The organism is Catenuloplanes sp. NPDC051500 (genome assembly GCF_044454585.1).
Taxonomy (GTDB): Bacteria; Actinomycetota; Actinomycetes; order Mycobacteriales; family Micromonosporaceae; genus Catenuloplanes.
The window spans coordinates 85,699-107,330 of the sequence record NZ_JBITDX010000018.1 but is presented as its reverse complement, the minus strand read 5'-3'; the positions used below and the strand labels follow the sequence as shown (position 1 = coordinate 107,330).

Below are 21,632 nucleotides of genomic sequence, written 5' to 3'. Positions count from 1 at the left end.
GTCAGTCCCGCGCGTGCCGGTTGGCGTGCGGCGCGTCGACCGCGCCCACGGTGGCGGTCAGCACCGGCCCGTGCGCGGGCGCGACCGGCTGCGGCGGGCGCCCGCTGCGGATCCGGGCCGCGATGAGCTGGCTGAGGTTGCCGATGCCGTCGCGCATGGTGCGGTTCTTCGTCTCGCCGCCGCGCGGGTAGTAGGCGATCGGGATCTCCGCGCAGCGGAACCCGGTGCGGTACGCCTCCACCTTCAGCTCCTGGGAGAAGGCCATGCCGCCGGAGCGCAGCCGCATCCGGTCGAGCAGATGCCGCCGGAAGATCCACATGCCGGACTGCGAGTCGCGGAACGGCACCGCGAACAGCTGCCGGGTGACGAAGCTGAGCGCGTGGTTGCCCCAGACGTGCGAGCGGGTCATCGACTGCGGGTCGAGCGTGGCGAGCCGGTCCGTGTTCAGGAAGTCGAGCCGTTCGGTCTCCAGCCGGCGCAGCGCCTCCGGCAGGATCTCGAACGGGTAGGTCAGGTCCGCGTCGCCGGTCGCGATCAGGTCTCCGGCGCAGTTGGCGAACCCGGCCCGGTAGGCGTTGCCGTAGCCGCGGACCGGCTGCACCAGGACCCGGGCGCCGTGCTCGCGGGCACGCTCCCCGGTGCCGTCGGTGGACGCGTTGTCGACCACCAGGATCTCGACGTCGTAGCCGGCGGCGCGCAGCCGTTCGGTCGGAATGGCCGCGATGGTCTGCGGTATGTTCTCCTGCTCGTTGTACGCGGGGATGATGACCGATACGGTCGTCATGATTCTCCGATCACGCAGTGAGCATTTATTAACGACAATGCAATGAAGCGCTGGAGGGCGCGCAACTTCCACGTATGAACGCTTTCGGCCTGCTGAGATGCAAATTTGACGACCGTCAGGCGTGCTGCGGCACCTGCGTGGTGGGAGCCTCCAGGTTCGGGGGGAATCGACGGCGGCCAACGCAGCGATACGTTAGTCCATATCGGAACTGTGGAACAAGAATCGTCGATATTAAATTCAGGTGCGGTATTGTTTCCGATTGTGAAATTGGCTCGTGAATAGGGGTATGTCCATGATTGATCGTGGCCGGGCGCCCGGCAGGCGCGCAGCGGTGGCCGCGGGCGTGGCACTCCTGCTCGCGGGCGGGCTGATCCTGCTGGCGGTGCCACGCGGTGCGGTCCCACCCACGTCGGCCGGCGGTGCGATACCACCCACGTCGGCCGGCGGTCCGGCATCGTCCCCCGCGACCGCCGGGCCGTGGTCCTCCCAAGCCCTCGGCGCGTCCCCGTCGCCGCCACCGCCTGCCCGCGACGAGCGGGCCGGCGTCGCGATCCCCGGCATCCGCCTGCTCTACGCCGACCCCGCGCCCGACCTGGACCGGGTGGCCGCGCTCGGCGTCGGGTGGGTCCGTTTCGACGCCGCCTGGTCGGAGATCGAGATCGCGCGCGGCGCGTTCGACTGGACGCGGCTGGACCGGGGCGTCGCCGCCGCCCACGACCGCGGCCTCTCCGTGCTGCTCATCCTCGGCACCACGGCGCGGTGGGCCCGCCCGCCCGGCGCCGAGTGGCACCACGGCCCGGCGACGCCGGAGCAGCGGGCCGGTTTCGCGAGTTTCGCGTCCCGGGCGGCCACCCGCTACCGGGGCCGGGTCGCGGCCTGGGAGATCTGGAACGAGCCGAACCTGCCGATCGCCTGGAGCCCCGCGCCGGATCCTGAGGCGTACCACGCGCTGCTCGCCGAGGCGTACCCGGCGATCCACGCCGCGGCGCCGGGCGCTGTGGTGCTGTCCGGCGGTACCGGCGGCGGCCCCACCGGCATGGCCACGCTCGACTGGTACCGCGCGCTCTACGACCTCGGCCTGCGCGGCGTCTGCGACGCGGTGGCAGTCCATCCGTACCCGGACGCGCCGGACCCGGACAGCGGCGAGATGGCCGCGGCCCGCCGGGTCCGCACGCTGATGAACGAGCGCGGCGACGCCGGTAAACCGCTGTGGGGCACCGAGACCGGCGCGCCCACCGGTGGCAGCCCGTCGATCGACGAGCGCGCGCAGGCGACACTGCTGCGCGCGCTCTACCTACTGTGGAGGGAGCTGCCCGGCGCCGGCCCGTTGCTGTACTACACGCTTCGCGACTTCGGCGGGACGGACCGCGAGGCGCACTTCGGCCTGCTGCGCGCGGACGGCGTGGAGAAGTTGGCCTACGACGCCTTCCGCGACCGGTCCGGGCCGTGAATCGGGCGTTCCGGTGGCCGCACCGGGCGATCATCGACCGGTTGCCGGCGCGGGCCGCTGACGCCGCGCGACGAAAAAGACGCCGGTGCGCACGAGCGCACCGGCGTCCTCCTCAGTGGATCAGCAGTTGGGCGAGTCCATGATCTTGATCTGGGTGACGGCGCCGCCCTGGTAGACCGGCTGCAGGTCGAATGCGCTGTTCGGCGTCAGGCACCGCTCGGAGCCGTCCTCGAACCGCAGTCGCGCGCCGTCGTTGTCCCGCGAGTTGTAGACGTGCTCCGCGGACCTGCTCTTCGAGCCAAGCGTCTGCCAGGAACCCAGATCCTGGTAGGCGGCGGTCGGCGCGTTCGCGTTCCAGTTCGACTCGTAGAGGTAGAAGCACACGCGCGGCCAGGCGCAGCCGTGCGGGTCCGCGGCGGCGGCCGGCTGCGCGCCGGTCAGTGAGCCCGCGATGACGGTCCCGGCCATCGCTACCGCGGCCCGTACCATCCATGCCTTCGTCATGATTTTCTCCGTTTTTCGAGTGGATCAGGCGATGCCGGCGATGAGCAACTGCCAGAGCGTCGGATCGACAACCCCGCCGGCGGTACGGTCGTGCGCGGACTGGAACGCCGTCACCGCGGCCTGCGTCCCGGACCCGAAGTCGCCGTCCACGGTCAGGCCCGCACCGCCCTTGTTCAACGCGACCTGCGCCGCCTTGACCGCGCTGCCCTGGTCGCCGCGCTTGACCTGCTTGAGCAGCTTGGACCAGGTCATCATGCCGACGATCCCGTCCGAGGTGGCGCCGTTCGCGGACTGGAACGACTTGACCGCGGCCGTGGTCGCCGGGCCGAAGCTGCCGTCGACTGTCAGGTTCTGCCCGGCCGCGTTCAGCAGGTGCTGCAGCACCTGGACGTTCGCGCCGGTCGAGCCGTTCTCCAGCCGCGGCCACGACGCCGGCTGGTCGACCTGCGTCCACCAGGTCGTCTGCTTGGCGGCGCCGGCCCGGCTGAAGCTGAAGTGCACGTGGTCGGTGTGCGGGTTGCTGCCGGTGTAGGTGCGCCACCCGTCCGCGGCCTGGTAGGAGCCCCAGATCCGGTGGTCGAAGATGATGTACATGATGCCCAGCCGCCGCGCGTTGGCGTGCTGGTTGCCGCGGCTGTCCGTGGCCAGCAGCCAGGCCAGCAGCTCGTCCGCCCGCGCGTGGTCCGCGCTGTTGGCGGCGTTGATCGTCCAGTCCCAGGCCCGGCCCTCCTTGTGCTCGGTGACCTCGGAGTCCGCGGTGCAGGAGCGGACGATGCCGGAGTCGCCGGTCGTCGGGTAGTTGCGCAGCGCCAGCTCGCGGAAGCCGAGCACGCCCGGCTTGGCCACCGAGTCGCAGGTGTTCTGCGGGTCGTAGGCCGCGTAGCCGTCGATCGTGGTGCCGAAGGCCGGGGTGGTGGGCGCGACCGCGGCGGCCGGGACCGCGGAGATCAGCACGGCCGCGGCGGCAGCGGCGGCGGTTACCGCGCTACGGCGCAGGGTGGTGGCTATTCGCATCGAGAACCTCTCAGCAGGCGTGCAGGGAGTTGGGGTGGCCGATCTCGCAGTACCGGATGTGCAGGTGGTTGTCGTGGTTGTCGTAGCTGGTGGTCAGCCCCTCGCCGATAAGCACCGGGTCGTTGAAGTAGACGAGCTTGATGTGGCCCGGGGCGGCCGCCCGCACGGCCTGCACGAGCGCCCGCGTCGCCGCGCGGTCGTAGGTGCTCGACTGCCAGGTGATCCGCCCGGCCGTGCACTGCGCCGAGTCGGTACGGATCGGCCAGATGTCGATGTCCATGCCGGCCTCGTGCGACGCGTGGCCGGGAATGTCACCGCCGTGCTCGAAGCCGGAGTCGCCCACCGGCACCTTGCCGTTGCCGGTGAAGCCGCGGGTCGCCGTCTCCAGCTGCGCGACCGCGTCCGAGCTGGCCCAGTTCGCGTTGCCGTTGCCGTCTGGGTTCTGGTCGCACAGGTTCGCGGTGAAGTCGATGTACTCGTAGTGCCAGACCAGCTGCTTCCAGGTGTCCGGGCCGACCACGCCGTCGGAGGAGATGCCCGCGTGCGACTGGAACGTGCGCACCGCGCTCTCCGTACCGCTGCCGAAGTCGCCGTCGACGGTGAGCCCGCTGCTGCGCTTCGCGTTGAGCAGGGACTGGACCGCCTTAACCGCGGGTCCGGTGCTCCCGTTGCGTACCGTGGTGATCAGTTTCGCCCAGGTGTTCGGCCCGACGATGCCGTCGTCGTCGAGTCCGGCGCCGCGCTGGAACGAGGCCACCGCGCTCGTGGTCGCCGGCCCGAACGCGCCGTCCACGGTGATCGAGGCGCCGCGCTGGACCAGCAGGTGCTGGATGGCCGTGACGTTCGCGCCGCGGTTGCCGCTGTTCTGCGCGGGGAAGAACGCCGACGCGAACGCGTGGGCAGCGGTCGTGGTGCCGAACAGGGTGACCATGACCAGGCCGAGCACGACGAGTGCCCTGGCGCGGGTCCGGTGTCTGACTGTCAAGGGAATGCCTCCGCGATCCGCATGCAGGCCGGCCGGATGACCGTCCGCGTCGGACTGTCCGGGGCGTGCCGGCCGGGCGGCAACAGGCCGGTGCGATTGTGGGACGCGGGGACGGCGTCACGCCGCTGACGTGCGTAGACGCCGTGTGGATGGGATGCGGGCGGGACGTGGGCGCGCACCGGGTGGGACGGCCCTCACCATCCCGGGGAATCCCACCGGCGTCCCATCCCGGGCGCTGCGTGCCTTGTGGACGAGGGTGTGGGCGGGCCGCCATCCCAGACCGATCGACGATCGTGGACCGGGGCCGGGACCGGCTGGGACGGTGGGCCACGAACCGCCCGGCAGCGCCACTGCCGGGCAGCCCGCCCCGGAAGGGACCAGTCATGCCCGTACCCAGCACCAGGAAGATCTTCGCCGGCCTGGCCGCCATGCTGCCGTTGGCCGCCGCCATGGTCATGACCTCCGCGTCACCCGCGATGGCCGCCAGCTGCTACGACCACACCGGCAACGTCAGCGGCACGTACAGCAAGACCGGCCTCGACCAGCGGGTGCCGGCCAGTGGCAACCTGACCACCACGTCCTACTGCGGTGACATCAACCTGTACATCGGCGCGGACTCGGTCAGCCCGAACTACCCGTACCTGATGGCCTGTGTGGTGTTCACCGCGCACACCACGGCGTGCAGCAACGGCTACGTGCCGGCCGGACCGGGCTGGCAGGTCATCGCGACCGACGTCCGGGACGGAAGCGCGTTCATCGTCAAGCTCCGCGGGCTGGAGAACGACCCGGAGTCCCGCGGCACCGCATTCAAGCTCGCGTTCTGAACCTGACAACGAGGAGAGACATGCCTGACTTCGCCATGAACCGCCGCACGCTCGTCCGTGGCGCGCTCGCCGTAGGCGCCGGAATCGTCGCCGCGCCGCTCGTCGCCGGCACTGCGTTCGCCTACAACTGGGGCGGCACGCTGCAGTCGGGCTCGAACGGCGCGGCCGTCACCGAGCTGCAGATCCGGGTGGCGGGCTGGCCGACCGGCAGTGCCAGCCAGACCCGGCTGGGCCTGGACGGCGACTTCGGCCCGGCGACCGAGGCGGCTGTGAAGCGCTTCCAGTCCGCGTACGGCCTGACCTCGGACGGCATCGTCGGCCCGAACACGCAGTCGGTGCTCAACGGCCTGGAGTCTTCGGACGGCTCGACCGCGCACTTCAACTGGAGCGAGTTCTACGACCAGGCGGCCGGCAACTTCAACGGCGGCAAGGTCAGCGCGGCCTCGGTGAAGGAGAACGCGCGCCGCTGCATGTACAAGCTGGAGGCGCTGCGCAAGAAGCTCGGCGACAAGCCGGTCACCGTCACCTCCGGGTTCCGCAGCATCGCGCACAACGCGGACATCGGCGGGGCCAGCGACAGCATGCACCTGTACGGCACCGCGGCCGACCTGCTGGTCTCCGGCGTCAGCAACAAGACGATCTACCAGAAGGCGGAGACCTGCGGGTTCTCCGGCCTGGAGACGTACAACACCGATCACCAGCACGTGGACAGCCGCGCCGACCTCGGTCGCGCGTGGTGGTGGGAGAACGGGACCGTCTGATCCCGTCCGGTGGGCTGCCGCGCGTTCGGGGGCGCGGCAGTCCGCCGTGCGTCTACCCCGCCGACGTGCTCGGTACGGGGGTGGCGTTCAGCGCGGCCTCGCAGAACGGCCACTGGCGGAAGTCCCGCGTGGCGCCCCACAGCTGGTGGGCCGCGGTGATGTTCCACTCCGGATCGAACGCCTGCGCCGGGCTGCCGCCGAGCGAGGCGAGCGTGGAGTCGGTGAGCTGGTAGAGCCCCCAGTTCCGGGTGCCGTTCGTGTTCGGCGTGATGTGCAGCGGATCGAGCCGCGACTGGCAGCGGGCGATGGCCACCGCATGGTCGGGATCCTCCGCGAAGACCTCCCGGATCCGGCTCTCCACCTGCTCCGCCGGCCAGGTGGTCAGCCGCGCCTTCTGGTCGTAGAGCGCGGTCTTGGTGACGTCGTCGACGACGCCTCGGGCCGGCAGCCCGGCCAGCACCTGGAACGCGGTGACCCGGCGTAGCGTCTCCGGCCCGAACTCGCCGTCGACCGCGAGCCGGCCACCCGCCTTGATCAGCAGGTCCTGGACCTCGCGGACGCACTCGTCGTGCTGGCCCATGCTGACCGGGTCCTGGCAGGCGCGCGAGAACAGCAGCCGGTCGTCGGCCGGGCCCGGGTTGCCGGGCTCGTCGGACGCGCGCAGCGCGAGCAGCCCGGCGGCGGCGAGCACGACGATCACGCCGGCCGCGGCCAGCACCAGATAGCGCCCGCGACGCCGCGGTGCGGCGGGCACGATCTCGGGCTCCGGGACGTCGATGTCGTCCGCCTCGAAGGGCTCGTCCGGCTCGGGGCCGTCGGCGACCACTTCCATCGCCTCGGTGTGCCGCACCGCCTCCGCCGCGGCCCACAGCCGGTGCAGCTGCCGGATCTCCTCAGTCGTGGCGCCGCACGACCTGGCGAACGACAGCACGATCCGGTAGTCCTGGGGCACGCTGGCGCCCGAACAGTACCTGTGAAGGCTGGAGCTGCTGACGCCCGCGAGCTTGCCGAGCTGGTTGAAACCGAAGCCGCTGCGGCTCTTCAGCATCCGTAGGTATGCGGCGAACCGTTCCGTGTGATTGAGATGTTCATGAATGACCTCCCCCGCCATGAGCCCGACCCTACACCAACCCGCACGCCAGCAGATTGTCAATATTTATGGCTATCTCGATGCGCATTTTGTCTAGTTTGAAGAGGCCTGCTCGGGGGTCGCCTCCACCGCGGGAGGTGGCGGGGCCGCGGACCGGGGCCAGGCGACCCAGACCGTCAGGATGAGATCGGACACGCCCTCGTTGAACGCCCTCGTGGTCTCGGCCTCGTTGCTCAGGCCGGTGGCGCCGAGCGCGGCCCTGCGCGCGACCGCCCCACGCAGGGTTGAAAGCGCGTTCGCCCACGCCTCAGTGCTTGTCGAGGGGCGTCCGGTGGCCGGGTCGAGCAAGCCGGGCGTGATGGCCAGCGCGTGCTCGAAGACGTTGCACAGAAACGCCTCACCGGACGTCTGCTTGCTGATCGGCAACTGCGCGAGCCAGGTCGACGACGGTTGCGCGGTCAGCAGCCGATGGAGATCCGGCAATTCCTCGTCGGTGTCGTCACGGCCCGGCGGCAGGCGGTGAAACATGACGCCGCAGTCGGTGTTGAACGGCAGCGCCCAGAAGTCCTCGCGTTTCTCATTGAGCTGATTAATGGCACGCACCGCCCCGACGAATCCGGCCGGGCTGTCCGCCTCGATCGGCGTGATAAGACGATTGTCCGCGAACTCGGCGAGGTGGCTCACATCGAGTGCCAGCAGGTCGACGGTGCCCGCGTCCGCGTGTCCCCGCATGGCGTCCAGCTGGTCCTGCGCCGACCCGGCCACCGGCACGATGGTGGCGGGAAAACGCCTGTTCCGCGCGTTCCACATGTCGATCAGGAGGCCGCGGGCGCCGCTGCGGTCCTCGCCGCACGCCACCCGCAGCGGCGCGTCGGAACGCTCGCCGCCGAGCAGGTTGCCGGCCCATGCGGAACCGATTCCGGTGACCGCGACCCCGGTCAGGAAAGACCGTCGCGAATATTGGTGCGCCAATGCGAATCCTCGCATGTCAGGACTGTTTCCGGGAAACAGACGCTAACACGCCGAAGATTGGCGGCCACGCCGTGAAACTCGCGCTCACCCGGCCGGATTAGTACGACCGGACCGCTCCCGCCAGGCGCCCGCGATCCGGTCGAGCGCGTCGTGGTCGAGGCTCATGCCGCCGAAGTTGGCAAGCGTGCTCATCGGCATCGTGCCGACCACGCTGACCATCTCGTCGGTGAGCACCGCGGCCGGCTGGCCGCCGGCGACCTCCGCCTCGACAAGTCGACGGCCGTCCGGGTCGCTCATCCACTCGTGCAGCGTCGAATCGCGGTCGAGTGCCGCGGCCAGCCGGGGCGCCTCCACAGCGATCGTCGTGCGCAGCGGCAGATCGCGGGAGCTGCTGCCGGCCTCGATCACGAAGTCGCCCGCCTCGACCGCCCAGGCGCCGTGCCGCGCCGACCAGAACGCGAACGCCCGCTGATCCAGCTCGATCGACACGGTGCGGGACTCGCCCGCGGCCAGCGAGACCTTGGCGAACCCCTTCAGCTCCCGCACCGGCCGGGCCACGGCCGACTCGACGTCCCGGACGTAGACCTGCACGACCTCGGCGCCCGCCACCGCGCCCGTGTTCGCGACCGTCACGGTGACGGTGGCCGCAAGCGTGCCCTCCGCGACCGAACCCCGAAGGTCAACCCCCAGATCGGAGAAGGCGAAGCGGGTGTACGACAGCCCGAAGCCGAACGGGTACGCCACGTCCAGCCCGGACCTGTCGTAGCCGCGGTAGCCGACGAACACGCCCTCGCCGTACCGGACCACCTGGGAATCGCCGGGGAAGTTGAGGAACGACGAGTTGTCCTCAAGCCGCAGCGGGATGGTCTCCGCGAGCTTCCCGGACGGGTTGACCACGCCGGTGAGCACGTCAGCGATCCCGCCCGCGGCCGCCTGCCCGCCGAGCCAGGCCTCCGCAAGCGCCCGGGCGTGCGGCATGACGTCGCCGAGCAGCACCGTCGCGCCGTTGACCAGGACGACCGCCACGTTCGGGTTGACCTCGGCGACGGCGGCGAGCGCGGCCAGCTGATTGGCCGGAAGGTCCAGGTGGGTACGGTCGAAGCCCTCCGACTCGTCCGCGCCGGGCAGCCCGATCAGCATGATCACGGTCTCCGCGGCGGCGGCGACGCGCTGCGCCTCGGCCCGCAGCGCCACGTCGTCACCAGTCGTGCCGATGCCGTACCCGGCGGCGAACGGCACCTCGCCGTACACCGCGCGCAGCTCGTCGAGCAGCACGTCCACCCGGGTCGGCGTCACCTGCGACGAGCCGGCGCCCTGGAACCGGGGTGTGCGGGCGAACTCGCCGACGACGGCGATCCGCGCGCCCGCGGCCAACGGCAGCAGGCCGTCGTTCTTCAGCAGCACCACCGACTCGGCGGCCGCCTGCCGGGCCAGCGAGTGATGGGCGTCCACATCGAACGACTCGTCCAGGTCCAGCACCGGCATCCCCTTGGACACCAGCTCGAGCACCCGGCGTACCCGCTGGTCGAGCACTTCGATCGGCACCTCGCCGGACTCGACCGCCGCGGCGATCTGCTCCGGGCTGCGGCCCAGCGCCGGCGGCATCTCCAGATCCAGTCCGGCAAGCAGCGCCGGCACCCGGTGGTAGACCGCGCCCCAGTCGGAGACGACCAGCCCCTCGAACCCGAAGTCCTCACGCAGGACTGTGGTCAGCAGCCAGTGGTTCTCCGACGCGGACGCGCCGTTGACCTTGTTGTAGGCGCACATGACAGTCCACGGCTGGCAGGCCGTGACCACCCGCTCGAACGCGGGCAGGTAGATCTCGCGAAGCGTGCGCTCGTCGGCCTGGACGTCGACCCGCAGCCGGTCCGTCTCCTGGTTGTTCGCGGCGTAGTGCTTCACCGACGTGCCGACCCCGCGCGACTGGATGCCGCCCACGATCCCGACCGCGAGCTCCCCGGCCAGGAACGGATCCTCGGAGAAGTACTCGAAGTTGCGCCCGCACAGCGGCGACCGCTTCATGTTGATGCCCGGCCCGAGGATCACCGACAGGTTGCAGGCCCGCGCCTCCTGCGCCAGCGCCGCACCGATCCGGTGCAGCAGCTGCGGGTTCCACGTCGAGGCGATCGCCGAGGCGGTGGGAAAACAGGTCGCCGGAAGCGACCCGCCCAGCCCGACGTGGTCACTGTCGTGCGGCTGCGCCCGCAACCCGTGCGGCCCGTCCGACACCATGATCCGGGGTACGCCAAGTCGCTCCACCGGCGCCGTATACCAGAACCCCGACCCGCTTGTCAGCGAGGCCTTCTCCGCGACGGTGAGCTCGCTCAGCAGATGGTCGACGTCAAGCATCCCTGACACCCGGCTTTCGTGGTCGGTAGCGTTCACCCCGGTGAACACCTCCTGATCCTTACCGGAATCGTCCGGGTTGGGAAGCGCATCCACGCCTACCGGCCCCGGTAAAGTGTCGGCTTGTGCCGGAGACCCGCCCGCCCGTCGGGCTGCCTGGGAACACGCCCCGGGGCGCCGTGCGGCTGCCGCACGGCTTCGCGATGGACCGGCACTCGCACACCGAGGGGCAGCTGGTCTACGCGGCCGCCGGCGCCCTCGCCACCACGACCGAGCGGGGCACCTGGGTGGCGCCCGCCAACCGGGTGACCTGGACGCCGCCGGGATTCGCGCACGCCCATCGCTTCTACGGCGAGACCGACGTGCGGCTGGTCGCGGTGCCGGTCGCGCTGTGCGGCGAGCTTGTGGCGCGGCCGAGTGTGTTCGCCGTGAGCCCGGTGCTGCGCGAGGTGCTGCTGGCGTTGACCGACCGGCCGGAGAGGCGGCCCGGCGCGCATGACCGGCTGCGCGCCGTGGCCGTCGACGAGCTCGTCGAGATCCCGGAGCAGTCGTTGCACCTGCCGGAACCGCGTGACGACCGGCTGCGCGCGGTCACCGACCTGCTGCACGCGGAGCCCGGCCGCACCACCACGCTCGCGGAGCTGGGCCGGGCGGTGGGGGCGAGTGACCGCACGCTCAGCCGGCTGTTCCGTACCGAGCTCGGCATGAGTTTCCACCGGTGGCGCACCGTGCTGCGCATCCACCACGGCCTGATCCATCTCACGGACGGCCGCTCGGTCACCGAGACCGCCACCGCGTGCGGGTGGTCGAACCCGACCAGCTTCATCGAGGCGTTCACCGAGGTCGTCGGCCAGACCCCGGGCCGCTATCAGGCCGATCTGCGCAGCGGGTCGTAGTCCTTCAGCGTCAGGTCTTCGACCAGGGCGCCGAAGTCGGGGAAGTCGCCGGGGGAGGTCGCGTCACGGTCGTTGACCTCCCGCGCGGAGGCCTGGCCGCGCAGCACGTACCCGCGGATCTCGTCCTCGTAGCGCGCGATGCCGGCGGCCGGGTCCGCACCCGCGGCGGCGATCTCGCCGGCCAGGACGTAGGCGCCGGCCATCGCCATCGACGCGCCCTGGCCGGTGGTCAGTGATACCGCGTACCCGGCGTCGCCGACCAGGGCCACCCGCCCCTTCGTCCAGTGCTCCATGATCACCTGGATCCGGGCGTCGAAGTGGAATCCGGAGGCGTCGCGCATGTGGTCCAGGATTTGCGGGACGATCCAGCCCAGGCCGGTGCTGCGCTCGGCGAGCAGGCGCTTCTGGGCGGCCTCGTCGTGGTGGTCGAACTCGATCGGGTGCTCGCTGTCGAAGCCGAGGTAGGCGCGGGCCGTGCCGCCGCCGTCCAGGCCGATCAGCCCGGCGCCGGCGCCGCCACCGTCCATCAGGAAGGTCTGCCAGCGGTCGAGGCGGAGGACGTTGGGGATCGTCATCACCGCCACGTAGCCGCCCATGTACCGGAGGAACTGCTTCTCCGGGCCGAACACCAGCCGCCGGGTGCCGGAGTGCGTGCCGTCCGCGCCGATCACCACGTCGTACCGGGCGGGTGCGGCGCTTTCGAACTCCACGTCGATCCCGTGCCGGTCCTGCGTCAGGCCGGTGAGCCGGTCGGCGAAGACGAACCTGACGCCGGGCCCGCACGCGCGGTGCAGGATGTCGACCAGGTCGTCGCGCAGGACCTCCAGGTCCTCGGAGTCGAGGCGGCCGCCGGTCAGCGTGCGTTCCGTGGTCCGGTAGATCTCGGTGCCGTCGTTGTCGACCATCGACATGCCGCGCAGTGCGGTGGTCCGCGTGCGGAACTCGTCAAGCACGCCCATCCGGCGCGCCACCTCGAGCGCGGGGCCGCGGATGTCAAGCGCCTGCCCGCCGGGGCGGAGGCCGGGGGAGCGCTCGACCACTGTCACCTCGAAGCCGTACCGGTTGAGCCAGTAGGCGGCGGTCAGTCCGGCAATGCTCGCGCCGGACACCAGGATCCGGTTGTTCTCGTCAGTCATGGCTCGACTATCGGCGTCCGGCACGGCGAAGACCACCGGTGATCGTCGGTTGGATGCCGGAAACCCGCCAATGTGTCAGGGGCTTGGTATGAAGCGCTCGACGCCCGCGTCAGATATGGGTGCTTGTCAGTGCCTCCGCAATCGTGCCTGTCGTCCGCAGGAGCGCGCGCTGCCGGGCCGCTCCGGTGCCTGACGCGCGCAACGCGGACAGCGAGTCGCGGACCAGCGCCAGGTCGCCGTGCCGGTCCAGCGCCGGGGTGACGGCCGTGACCAGGTCGTCGACCAGCTCCCAGGCCGGGCGGGCACGGCCGGTCCGCAGGTCGAACAGGTCGCCCTCCAGTCCTTCCCGGGCGGCCCGCCAGTGGGCTGCGTCGACGAGCGGGTCCGGCACGTCAGGCATGGGCGCGCCGGCCCGCTCCTCCTCGCTGACGGTGACCACGAGCGCGCGCAGCAGTCCGGCGACCGCGACCGCGTCCCGCGCGGTGAGGCAGACGTCGCCGACCCGGATCTCCACGGTGGGGTAGCGGCCGGAGAGCCGGGCGTACCAGAACACCATGCCGCTGTCGATCATGGCGCCGGACTCGAGCAGGCCCGCCACAAGCGCGTCGTACGCGGCGGCGTCGGCCAGGACCGGCGTGGGCCCGAGGCTCGGCCAGCGCTGGATCTGCACGGCCCGCCAGCTCGCGTGGCCGGTGTCGGCGCCGTCGAAGAACGGCGAGTTCGCGGTCATCGCCTGGACCAGCGGCATCCAGACCCGCAGCCGCCCGCACACCCGCACGGCCAGCTCCCGGTCCGGCACGCCGACGTGCACGTGCATGCCGCAGAGCGCGGGCTCAGCGGCGATGCGGCCGAACCGGTCCGGCATCAGCTGGTACCGCTCGCCCTTGGGCACGTCGAGGTCGGGCTCGCGCACCGGTGTGGCGCCGATGGCGGCGAGCCGGGCCCCGAACGCGCGGGCGGCGGTGGCGGCGGCCTCGCGGTGGCGTTCCAGGTGACCTGTCAGCTCGCCGAGCCCGGTGCAGACCGGCGTGACCATCTCCAGCATGCTGCGCCGGAACTCCTCCCGGGTGTGTTCGCGCGCCCACCCGGGCAGCCCGGCCCGGACCAGGTCCGCGACCGGCAGGTTCGCCCCGGTGTCCGGGTCGAGCAGCAGGAACTCCTCCTCGACGCCGACTGTCGGCCCGGTCATGCCGGCCGGGTGGCGGTGAGGACCACGACCGCGAGGCGCTCGGCGTGCCGGTAGGCCTCGCCGTCCAGCTCCTCGCCGTAGACGTCTGGGTCGACCTCCCGGTAGGACCAGGTCAGGCCGGTGTCGGCCAGGCGCTCCTCGGCGGCGGTGCGCAGCGGGTCCACGCCGTCGACGATGCCGGCGCCGCTGAACAGCACGAGCGTGCCGCCCGGGTCGAGTCGTTCCGCCGCCGCGTCGATGATCGCCAGCGAGAGGTCGTGGCCGGTCCCGCCGCCGCCGTCGCGGTACGCCCGCCCGGCCGGATCGATCATGAACGGCGGATTCGAGATGATCAGGTCGAACGTGCCGTCCACGCCGCCGAGCAGGTCGCTGCGGACCGCCTCCACCTGTGTCACGCCGGCCAGCACGATGTTGACCCGGGCGAACGCGAGCGCTGTCTCGTTGATGTCGACCGCGAGCACGTCCGCGCGTGACGCCCGCTTCGCCACCGTGATCGCACCGGCCCCGGTGCCGCACCCGATGTCCACGGCGCGCCGCACCGGCCACTGGCGGGACCGTACGTGCGCCGCCGCCGCGTCCGCCATCCGGTACGTGTCCGGGCCGAGGAACACCGAGTCGGCCGCGTCCGTCGGGAACGCGGAGTGCACAAGCAGCTCCCCGTCGTAGGAGGAGAACCGCACCCGGCTGCGCCACTCGTCGCCGTCGCGGTCGAGCACGCCGGCCTGGTCCATCAGCTCCACGATCGGGTCCGGCAGCACGCCGGGCCCGAACGGGCGGCTCCAGCCGAGCACGTCACGCAGGCTCCGGGCGCGGGCGTTCTCCGGGCGGCGGTTGACCCGCGCGTGGGTGGCCGGCGTGACAGTGGAGAAGGTGTACCCGGTGCTCTTGAGCATGGCACCCAGCCGGAGCAGTGCGTCGCCGTCGACGGCCAGGGCGGGCCGCGTCATGTCGGTCATCGTCATGCCGCCTCGCGTGCCCCGCAGATAACCGAATATTCGTACGATTTCCGGCGGTTTCGGCGGACGGTCGCACGGGCATCCGCGAGCATGGCCCGACACGGTACGACCGCGCGCGCGTTACTGACCGCCGCGACCACGCTGACGCTGCTGAGCGGCTGCGTGGTCGTCTGGTCCTCGGATGACCCCGCCCCGGCCCCGCGACGCACCTCCGTACCCGGCAACGGCCTCGGTGACGGCGGCGCGCCCGGCTCACCGGAGGAGGCGAACCGGGTGGCGCAGAACGCGCTCGCCGACGCCGAACGCTTCTGGAGCACGGCCTATCCGCAGCTCGCGGGCGGTGCCGCGTTCGAGCCGATCCGGGGCGGCTTCCACCCGTACACCCGCAACGACCCGCCTCCGGGATGCGGCGACGCGCCGGGGGAGTACCTGCCGAACGCGTACTTCTGCCAGCCGGACGACTTCATAGCCTGGGACGCCGAGGCGCTGCTCCCGCAGCTGTACGGCGACTTCGGGCCGTTGCTGGCCGCGGTGGTGCTCGCCCACGAGTACGGCCACGCCATCCAGACCCGGCTCGGCGTCTCCGGCCAGCCCAGCGTGGTGCTTGAGCAGCAGGCCGACTGCTACGCCGGCGCCTGGGTCGGCGACGTGGCCGCCGGCCGGTCCGGCGCCTTCCCCGCGCCGTCAGTGCAGGAACTCGACGACACGGTCGCCGGTCTGCTGCAACTGCGCGACGAGCCCGGCACGTCCGCGGAGAACCCGCAGGCGCACGGCAACGCGTTCGACCGGATCCGCGCGTTCCAGGACGGGGTCGAGCAGAGCGCGACCCGGTGCGCGGAGTACAACGCGCGCAACCTGCCGATCACCGAGGTCCCGTTCACAAGCGCGCAGGAGGCGGCGAACGGCGGCGACCTCCCCTATGACCAGGCGCTCGAGCTGCTCGGCACGGACGTGCAGCAGTACTGGGCGCGCGCCTACCCGCAACTCGCGGCCGGCGCGCAGTGGGCCCCACTGCGCATCGTCCCGTTCGACGATGACGCACCCGCCTGCGACGGGCGGACCACAAGCCCGGACGCGCAGGCCTTCTACTGTGCGACGGGCGGCTTCGTGGCGTTCGACAACGCCCGCCTCGGCCCCGCGCTCTACGACCGGATCGGCGACAACGCGCTCGGCATGCTGCTCGGCGGCCTCTTCGCGCAGGCCGCCCAGGAACGCCGCGGCCGGTCCAGCACCGACCGGGACGGCCGGCTCGCCACCGACTGCCTGGCCGGCACCTGGACCTACGACCTGCTGCGTCGCGGCACGGACAGCGACGTCCGGCTCTCCCCGGGCGACCTGGACGAGGCGGTCACCGCGCTGCTCACCCTCGGCCGCTCCGAGCAGAACGCGGCCGCGGGCGCGTTCGACCGGATCGCCGGCTTCCGCGACGGTGCTCTGGAGGGCCTGCCCGCCTGCCAGTCGTGACAGACCAGCACGACCAGCACCAGATGCGTGAGGTCACCGCCGTAGTACATGAGCAGCGCATCGTCCGGCGCGGACAGGTACAGCCGCTTCGCCAGGATCCCGTGCGCCGCCATGTACACCGCCCCACCGCCCGCCAAACGACGCAGAAAGCCCCACAGCACGATCCAAGTTCATTTTCCCGCTCCCGCGGTGGCCCGGCCCGCACGCTCCCGCGGGCAAACCGGAGCGCCGGGCTCCGCTGGCGCTCCGCACGTCGCTCCGGAGCCGGTCCCGCCGTGGCAGGGGCGAACCGCTGGTGTGGAGCGCCTCCGCGGCCGGATGCAGGCGCCGGTGCGAATCCGGCCGGCTCCGCAACCGCACGCTTCCGCGCCGGACCGGTTGTCAGAAGGCGAAGAACTCCGCGATCGCGTCCGCCGTGTGCAGGTGGCAAGTGGTGTGGCCCATCAGCCGGGGGGACGGGACCGGGCCCGGGATGGTGTGGCCGCCACCCTGGACGGTGTAGAGCGTCACCGGCGGGTGCCCGTCCTGCCGGAAGTCGGTACGGCTCAGCTCCGCAGTGAGGTCGACTGTGGACGGTGCGGCGGTGATGCCGTTGCGGGCCGCGAAGTACGCCGCGGTGTCGGGTGCGGAGAGCAGCGCACCGCCGGCGCGGAAGACGAGGCGGGCCCAGGTGGCCATCTCGCCGCCGGTGTAGCGCACGATCGGGTCGCGGGTGCCGTGCACGATCAGCACGGGTGTGGGTACGGCCGCCGCGCCGCCCGTCGGCACCAGGTTGTCCGGGACGGGCTGGCCGGCCGCGATGATCGTGGCGCCGGCGAGCAGCCCGGGGCGTTCGTGAAGCAGCCGGATGACCATGCCGCCGCCGTTGGAGTACCCGGCCGCGTAGACCGGGCGTCCACCTGCCTCCCGTGCGATGACCGCCTCCGCGAACGCGACGTCGTCGATGTCGCGCGTCCGGGCCGGGAACGTGTTGCGCAGGCGGGCGTCGTTCCAGTTGCCCTTGAATCCGTTGAGGTAGACGACAGCGGCGCCCTTGACGGTGTCGAACGCGTTACCGGTGAAGGCCCGGTGTGACGACGCGGTCTGCATGGACCCGTGGAAGACCAGAAGCAGCCGGTCGAAGCCGCCGTCCGGCGTGATGATGGTGTAGGTGCGGGTGCGTCCGCCCGCGTCGATTGATCGCTCAGTCATGGCCCGGTCTCCGATCAGGTTCAACGCAGGAAGCCGAGCAGGGCCTCGGTGACCGCGGCGGGGGCCTCGTCGGGCAGGAAGTGGCCGGCGCCGGGGATGACGAGGCCACGGACGTCCGTGGCGACCAGGCGCATGACCTGCTCAACGGCGTCTCCGGAGGCGAATTCGCCGCCGAGCGCGAGTACCGGGATCTCAAGCATTCCGGCGGCATGCCAGGCCTTCACCTGGTCCGCGCTCTCCCAGGCCCGGTAGAACTCGAAGCTGGCGTGCAGCGCGGCCGGGTCGCGGAGCGCGTCGACGTAGACGTCCACCGCGTCCTGCGGTATCGCGTCCGGCGTGGCGGCCTTCGACGCGAACTGGTGTCCGAAGTAGATCTCCTCGCGCCCGGCCACCATCCGCTCGTTGATGTCCTGCAGCCGGTTGAACGCGAAGTGCCACAGGAACTCGTTCATCGCCGGCGGCATCAGCAGCGGCGGCGACTCGGAGAAGCCGGGCAGGATCGCCTCGCCGACCACGAGCCGGGTGACGCGGTCGCGCTCGCTCGCGGCGAGCCCGTAACCGACCATCATGCCGATGTCGTAGCCGGCGACCGCGAACCGCCTGTGGCCGAGCGCGGTCATCAGCCCGGCCAGGTCGGCGGCGAGCGTGGCGGCGTCGTACCCGGTGGCGGGTTTGTCGCTGGCTCCGGTGCCGCGCAGGTCCGCGGCGACGACCGTGAAGTGGCGGGCCAGCTCCGGCATCACCAGGCGCCAGGTGTACCAGAACTGGGGCCAGCCGTGGATCAGCAGCAGTGGCGGCCCGTCGCCGCCGACGACGGCATGCAGATCAAGGTCATTGACCCTGGCGGTACGACTGACGAATCCCTCGGGCAGCACGGCGTCTCCTTTTGCGGATAACTTATCCGCTTGACCGTAGCACAAGGCGGATGACCTATCCGGTTATCCTGGTCGCATGACGATGCGCAAGGACGCGGCCCGCAACTGGCAGCTGATCGTCGACACCGGCCGCCGGTTCGTCGACGAGGGCGTCCCACTGCAGCTCAACGAGGTCGCACGGGCCGCCTCGGTAGGCGTGGCCACGGTCTACAGGCACTTCCCGACGGCCGAGGCGCTGCTGGAGACCGTGGCGACACCGGGCCTCGAGGCGCTGGTCGCGCACGCGGAACGGGCGGCCGAGGAGGACGACACCTGGCGCGCGTTCTCCGGCCTGCTCGTCGCGATGCTCGACGCCCAGCTGGACGACCCGTCGCTGCAGCCCGCGCTCGCCACCGACGTGCACGTGCTGCCGCGCACGGCCGAGCTGTGGGCGCGTCTGCAGGCGCTGTCCGGGCGGTTGCTGGAGCGTGCGCACGCGGCCGGTGTGGTGCGCCGCGAGGTGTCCCGGGCGGACCTGCTGCCGCTGATGTGCGGCGTGATCTATGCGGTCACGGTGCACGGCGGCGCGGAGGACCGGCGCGCGGTGACGCACAGGTATCTCACCATCATGCTGAACGGTCTACGCATCGTGACACCAAACTGACTTACTGCGATGATGCTTCGTCATGAGACCACTACGCACACTCACCGTCCTCTGTGCAGTGTCGGTGCTCGTCCTCCAAGCCACACCGGCGATCGCGGCCGGAACCGTGCGGCCGGTAAGCGTCGCCACCGACGGGACGCGCGGTGACGACCGGACGTTCGCCGACATCGACGTCGACGGGTCCGGCCGGTACATCGCGTTCCGGTCCCGCTCCGGGAACCTGTCACCGGCCGCGCCCGCCGGCGGCCTGTTCGTCCGCGACCTCGACGCCGGCACCACCACGCTCGTCGCGACCGGCGCGCACCACCCCTCCTTCGACCTCACCGGGCGCTACCTCGCCTATCTGACCGCCGACGCCCTCACCCCGGCGGACACCGACGAACTGGAAGACGCCTACCTCGTCGACCTGCAGACCGGCGTCACCACGCTGGCCAGCGCGGACGTGCCCGGCGACGTGTGGCAGGTGCGACTCGCCGCCGACGCCACGCACGTGGGGCTGATCGCGGAGGGCGCCGCCTACCTGCGTGACCTGACCGCCGGCACGACCACGCTCATCGACGGGGCCGCGTACCAGATCGACCTCTCGGCCGACGGCCGGTACGTGGTGTTCAGCACCGCCACGCCCGGCCTCGTCCCGGACGACGTACCTACCACGCCCGGGAACGGCATCGGGCCGGACGTCGACATCTTCGTCCGCGACCTGCAGGCCGGCACGCTGGACCAGGTCACCGTCACGTACGCCGGCGGGCAGACGTCACACTCGGACACCACGGTCTCGATAAGCGCGGACGGCAACCGCGTGGTCTTCGCCTCCAACGAGAACGACATCGTGCCGGGCGACACCAACACCGGCCGGCGAAGCCGTGACATCTTCCTCCGGGACCGCGCCGCCGGCGTCACCACGAAGGTCAGCCTGAACGACGCCGGCGAGCAGGTCGGCTGCGTCTGCAACGAGGCGTCGATAAGCGCGGACGGCCGCTACGTCACATTCCGCGGCGTCTCCGGCGAACTCACCCCGGACGACACCGAGGCGTGGGCCGACATCTTCGTCCGCGACCTGCCGACCGGCACGAACACGCTGGCCAGCCCGTCCGCCGGCGACTCGGACGGGCACAGCCAGGCGCCCGCGGTCTCCGCGCACGGCGAGACCGTCGCGTTCGTCTCCGCCGACACCGCGCTCGCCCCACCGGACGTCAACAACAGCGACGACGCCTTCGCCTGGCGTCCCTAACCATGGCGAACAGCATCCCCGGCCACGGTGAACACCGACCACGCAACGTCGGTACGCCACGTCGCCACGTCGTCACGTCGCGGATGGCGCGCGGGCCGCACAGATAGTGCTCACGAACCCAACCCAACCTGGCCGCACTGCACCGCACCGGGTCGGACTGAACCGAACCGCACCGGGCCGGACCGTGCGGAATCGGATCGAGCCGGACCGGGCCGAGCCGGGCCGGACCGGGCCGAGCCGGGCCGAGCCGAGCGGGGCCGTGCCGTGCCGGACCGTGCCGGACCTAGCCGAGCCGAGCCGGACTGGACTGGACCGGGCCGCCGATCGCGAACCAGTGCGCGGTGGCCCACCGGTGGAGCCGGCAGTACGTCACGTCGATTGCGTCGAAATGCACCGTCACCGCCAGTTCCGCGGCCGGCGATGTGACCGGGCGGACAGTAGGCAGTGGGAACGGGGAGCGCCGAGCGGTTGGCGTGGCGTGCCGTGGCGGTTGTAGATCAAGAGCGGCATCGAGGCCGGGAAGCGCGTCAGCGGCGGGTGGGTGGAGCCTGTCCGGCTTGCGCGGGGGCCAGGCCCGCGCCGAGATTCGCTTGTGGTTAGTTCCGGGAAGCGACTGCGCGCTCGGCGGTTGCGCGGTGAGTGCCCGGATCGCGGTCGTTGCGGAGCGTGACCGGCAGACGGGCGCTGCACGCCCGATATTCACCATAAGGGTGCCAGGCCGCGATCCCGGCCCGCGGAGATCATCCGTCGAATGTACTGGGGAGTGGTTATCCGGCCCTTGGAACCACTCCCAGGTACATTCGACGGATGATCATGCGATTCTGCGGGATCGATGAAAGGCGGCGCGGGTAACCCGGCCAACTCGATGGTCGCGGAGCGTCACCAGAGGCTTGATCATGGCGGGGGATTGCCCGCCGGTGCGGCTCGGGCGAGAAACCCAGCGGCGATCATCGCCTCGTCTGAACGGTCTGCCGAAGAATGCGGCCGGCCGAGGGCGTGCGCGCCGATGCCGATCTGGCGATCATGGCCTCGTCTGGCGGTCTGCTGGGGGTGCAGCGTCGGGCCCCGCTCGGACGGCCCACGCCCGAGGCGGGCGAGGACCGCCGGTCCTCTATATCGTGAAATTTCGGTCGCGCAGCGTCCGAGTCGATCGTGGCGCCGAGGCTCATGGCCCTCCTCCGCAGCCTTCCCATCCTGGCTGAAGATCCTTGCGGTTTTTGTGGGCCATTTAAGGCTTATGTATTGGGCCCCCAAAACCCCAAGTTGGTTGCAATCGGGGGGCAGGGGGGCGGGGGGCCGCGAAGCCGGGGGCCGGGGGGCC

19 protein-coding genes are annotated in these 21,632 nt (G+C 71.4%); 7 read left to right on the top strand and 12 right to left on the bottom strand.

Features of this window, described 5'->3' with window-relative positions; translation table 11 throughout:
* Position 1: 1 nt before the first annotated feature.
* Complete coding sequence (locus ACIA8K_RS30195; RefSeq protein ID WP_396065314.1) at positions 2-784, bottom strand: glycosyltransferase family 2 protein; 783 nt, start codon at positions 782-784, stop codon at positions 2-4.
* A 292-nt stretch (positions 785-1,076) separates the two neighbouring features.
* On the opposite strand from ACIA8K_RS30195, the gene ACIA8K_RS30190 reads away from it, so the two are divergent.
* Positions 1,077-2,234, top strand: coding sequence for a cellulase family glycosylhydrolase (locus tag ACIA8K_RS30190; protein WP_396065312.1), 1,158 nt, complete (start codon positions 1,077-1,079; stop codon positions 2,232-2,234).
* A 120-nt stretch (positions 2,235-2,354) separates the two neighbouring features.
* Here ACIA8K_RS30190 and ACIA8K_RS30185 read toward each other — a convergent pair whose 3' ends face one another.
* Genes ACIA8K_RS30185 through ACIA8K_RS30175 form a run of 3 tightly spaced genes read right to left on the bottom strand, consistent with a single transcriptional unit; the run spans position 2,355 to position 4,737 of the window.
* Positions 2,355-2,738 carry a hypothetical protein gene (locus ACIA8K_RS30185; RefSeq protein ID WP_396065310.1) on the bottom strand — a complete coding sequence of 128 codons (384 nt, stop codon included), beginning with the start codon at positions 2,736-2,738 and terminating at the stop codon, positions 2,355-2,357.
* A 24-nt stretch (positions 2,739-2,762) separates the two neighbouring features.
* The gene (locus tag ACIA8K_RS30180; RefSeq protein ID WP_396065308.1) at positions 2,763-3,752 is read right to left on the bottom strand and encodes a peptidoglycan-binding protein; all 990 of its coding nucleotides are present in this window, start codon (positions 3,750-3,752) and stop codon (positions 2,763-2,765) included.
* A gap of 10 nt (positions 3,753-3,762) precedes the next feature.
* Positions 3,763-4,737 (bottom strand): penicillin-insensitive murein endopeptidase, encoded by a 975-nt coding sequence (locus ACIA8K_RS30175; protein ID WP_396065306.1) that lies wholly within the window; start codon positions 4,735-4,737, stop codon positions 3,763-3,765.
* A gap of 383 nt (positions 4,738-5,120) precedes the next feature.
* On the opposite strand from ACIA8K_RS30175, the gene ACIA8K_RS30170 reads away from it, so the two are divergent.
* Positions 5,121-5,561 (top strand): hypothetical protein, encoded by a 441-nt coding sequence (locus tag ACIA8K_RS30170; RefSeq protein WP_396065304.1) that lies wholly within the window; start codon positions 5,121-5,123, stop codon positions 5,559-5,561.
* Between the two features lie 20 nt (positions 5,562-5,581).
* Entirely contained in the window at positions 5,582-6,322 is a 741-nt protein-coding gene (locus tag ACIA8K_RS30165; RefSeq protein ID WP_396065302.1) for a D-Ala-D-Ala carboxypeptidase family metallohydrolase, read from the top strand.
* Between the two features lie 52 nt (positions 6,323-6,374).
* Here the strand turns inward: ACIA8K_RS30165 and ACIA8K_RS30160 are convergent, their stop codons facing one another.
* The 3 genes from ACIA8K_RS30160 to ACIA8K_RS30150 all read right to left on the bottom strand — a co-directional run bounded on the left by ACIA8K_RS30160 (position 6,375) and on the right by ACIA8K_RS30150 (position 10,733).
* Entirely contained in the window at positions 6,375-7,433 is a 1,059-nt protein-coding gene (locus tag ACIA8K_RS30160; protein ID WP_396065300.1) for a helix-turn-helix domain-containing protein, read from the bottom strand.
* A 72-nt stretch (positions 7,434-7,505) separates the two neighbouring features.
* Complete coding sequence (locus ACIA8K_RS30155; RefSeq protein ID WP_396065298.1) at positions 7,506-8,399, bottom strand: hypothetical protein; 894 nt, start codon at positions 8,397-8,399, stop codon at positions 7,506-7,508.
* A gap of 69 nt (positions 8,400-8,468) precedes the next feature.
* Positions 8,469-10,733: a glycoside hydrolase family 3 C-terminal domain-containing protein gene (locus ACIA8K_RS30150; RefSeq protein WP_396065296.1), complete on the bottom strand. Its 2,265-nt coding sequence runs from the start codon at positions 10,731-10,733 to the stop codon at positions 8,469-8,471.
* Positions 10,734-10,855: 122 nt separating this feature from the next.
* Between ACIA8K_RS30150 and ACIA8K_RS30145 the strand changes: the two genes are divergently transcribed.
* Positions 10,856-11,626: a helix-turn-helix domain-containing protein gene (locus ACIA8K_RS30145; protein WP_396065294.1), complete on the top strand. Its 771-nt coding sequence runs from the start codon at positions 10,856-10,858 to the stop codon at positions 11,624-11,626.
* Here ACIA8K_RS30145 and ACIA8K_RS30140 read toward each other — a convergent pair.
* From ACIA8K_RS30140 to ACIA8K_RS30130, 3 genes are all read right to left on the bottom strand, one after another.
* On the bottom strand, positions 11,599-12,762 hold the full coding sequence (locus ACIA8K_RS30140) for an FAD-dependent monooxygenase (RefSeq protein ID WP_396065292.1): 1,164 nt from the start codon (positions 12,760-12,762) through the stop codon (positions 11,599-11,601). The two genes, ACIA8K_RS30145 and ACIA8K_RS30140, sit on opposite strands and share 28 nt — an antisense overlap.
* A gap of 109 nt (positions 12,763-12,871) precedes the next feature.
* Complete coding sequence (locus ACIA8K_RS30135; RefSeq protein ID WP_396065290.1) at positions 12,872-13,951, bottom strand: glutamate--cysteine ligase; 1,080 nt, start codon at positions 13,949-13,951, stop codon at positions 12,872-12,874.
* Positions 13,948-14,898, bottom strand: coding sequence for a methyltransferase (locus tag ACIA8K_RS30130; RefSeq protein ID WP_396065288.1), 951 nt, complete (start codon positions 14,896-14,898; stop codon positions 13,948-13,950). The genes ACIA8K_RS30135 and ACIA8K_RS30130 overlap by 4 nt, the downstream gene beginning before the upstream one ends.
* A 99-nt stretch (positions 14,899-14,997) precedes the next feature.
* Here ACIA8K_RS30130 and ACIA8K_RS30125 point away from each other — a divergent pair, with 99 nt between their 5' ends.
* Positions 14,998-16,371 carry a neutral zinc metallopeptidase gene (locus ACIA8K_RS30125; protein WP_396065286.1) on the top strand — a complete coding sequence of 458 codons (1,374 nt, stop codon included), beginning with the start codon at positions 14,998-15,000 and terminating at the stop codon, positions 16,369-16,371.
* Between the two features lie 381 nt (positions 16,372-16,752).
* Here the strand turns inward: ACIA8K_RS30125 and ACIA8K_RS30120 are convergent, their stop codons facing one another.
* Both ACIA8K_RS30120 and ACIA8K_RS30115 read right to left on the bottom strand, forming a co-directional pair.
* A complete protein-coding gene (locus ACIA8K_RS30120) occupies positions 16,753-17,562 on the bottom strand; it encodes an alpha/beta hydrolase family esterase (protein ID WP_396065284.1) in 810 nt (269 codons plus the stop codon).
* A 20-nt stretch (positions 17,563-17,582) separates the two neighbouring features.
* Positions 17,583-18,437, bottom strand: a complete 855-nt coding sequence (locus ACIA8K_RS30115; protein WP_396065282.1) for an alpha/beta fold hydrolase — start codon at positions 18,435-18,437, stop codon at positions 17,583-17,585.
* 76 nt (positions 18,438-18,513) lie between these two features.
* On the opposite strand from ACIA8K_RS30115, the gene ACIA8K_RS30110 reads away from it, so the two are divergent.
* A complete protein-coding gene (locus tag ACIA8K_RS30110; protein ID WP_396065280.1) occupies positions 18,514-19,080 on the top strand; it encodes a TetR/AcrR family transcriptional regulator in 567 nt (188 codons plus the stop codon).
* Between the two features lie 22 nt (positions 19,081-19,102).
* Positions 19,103-20,311, top strand: coding sequence for a hypothetical protein (locus ACIA8K_RS30105; protein WP_396065278.1), 1,209 nt, complete (start codon positions 19,103-19,105; stop codon positions 20,309-20,311).
* Positions 20,312-21,632 lie beyond the last annotated feature (1,321 nt).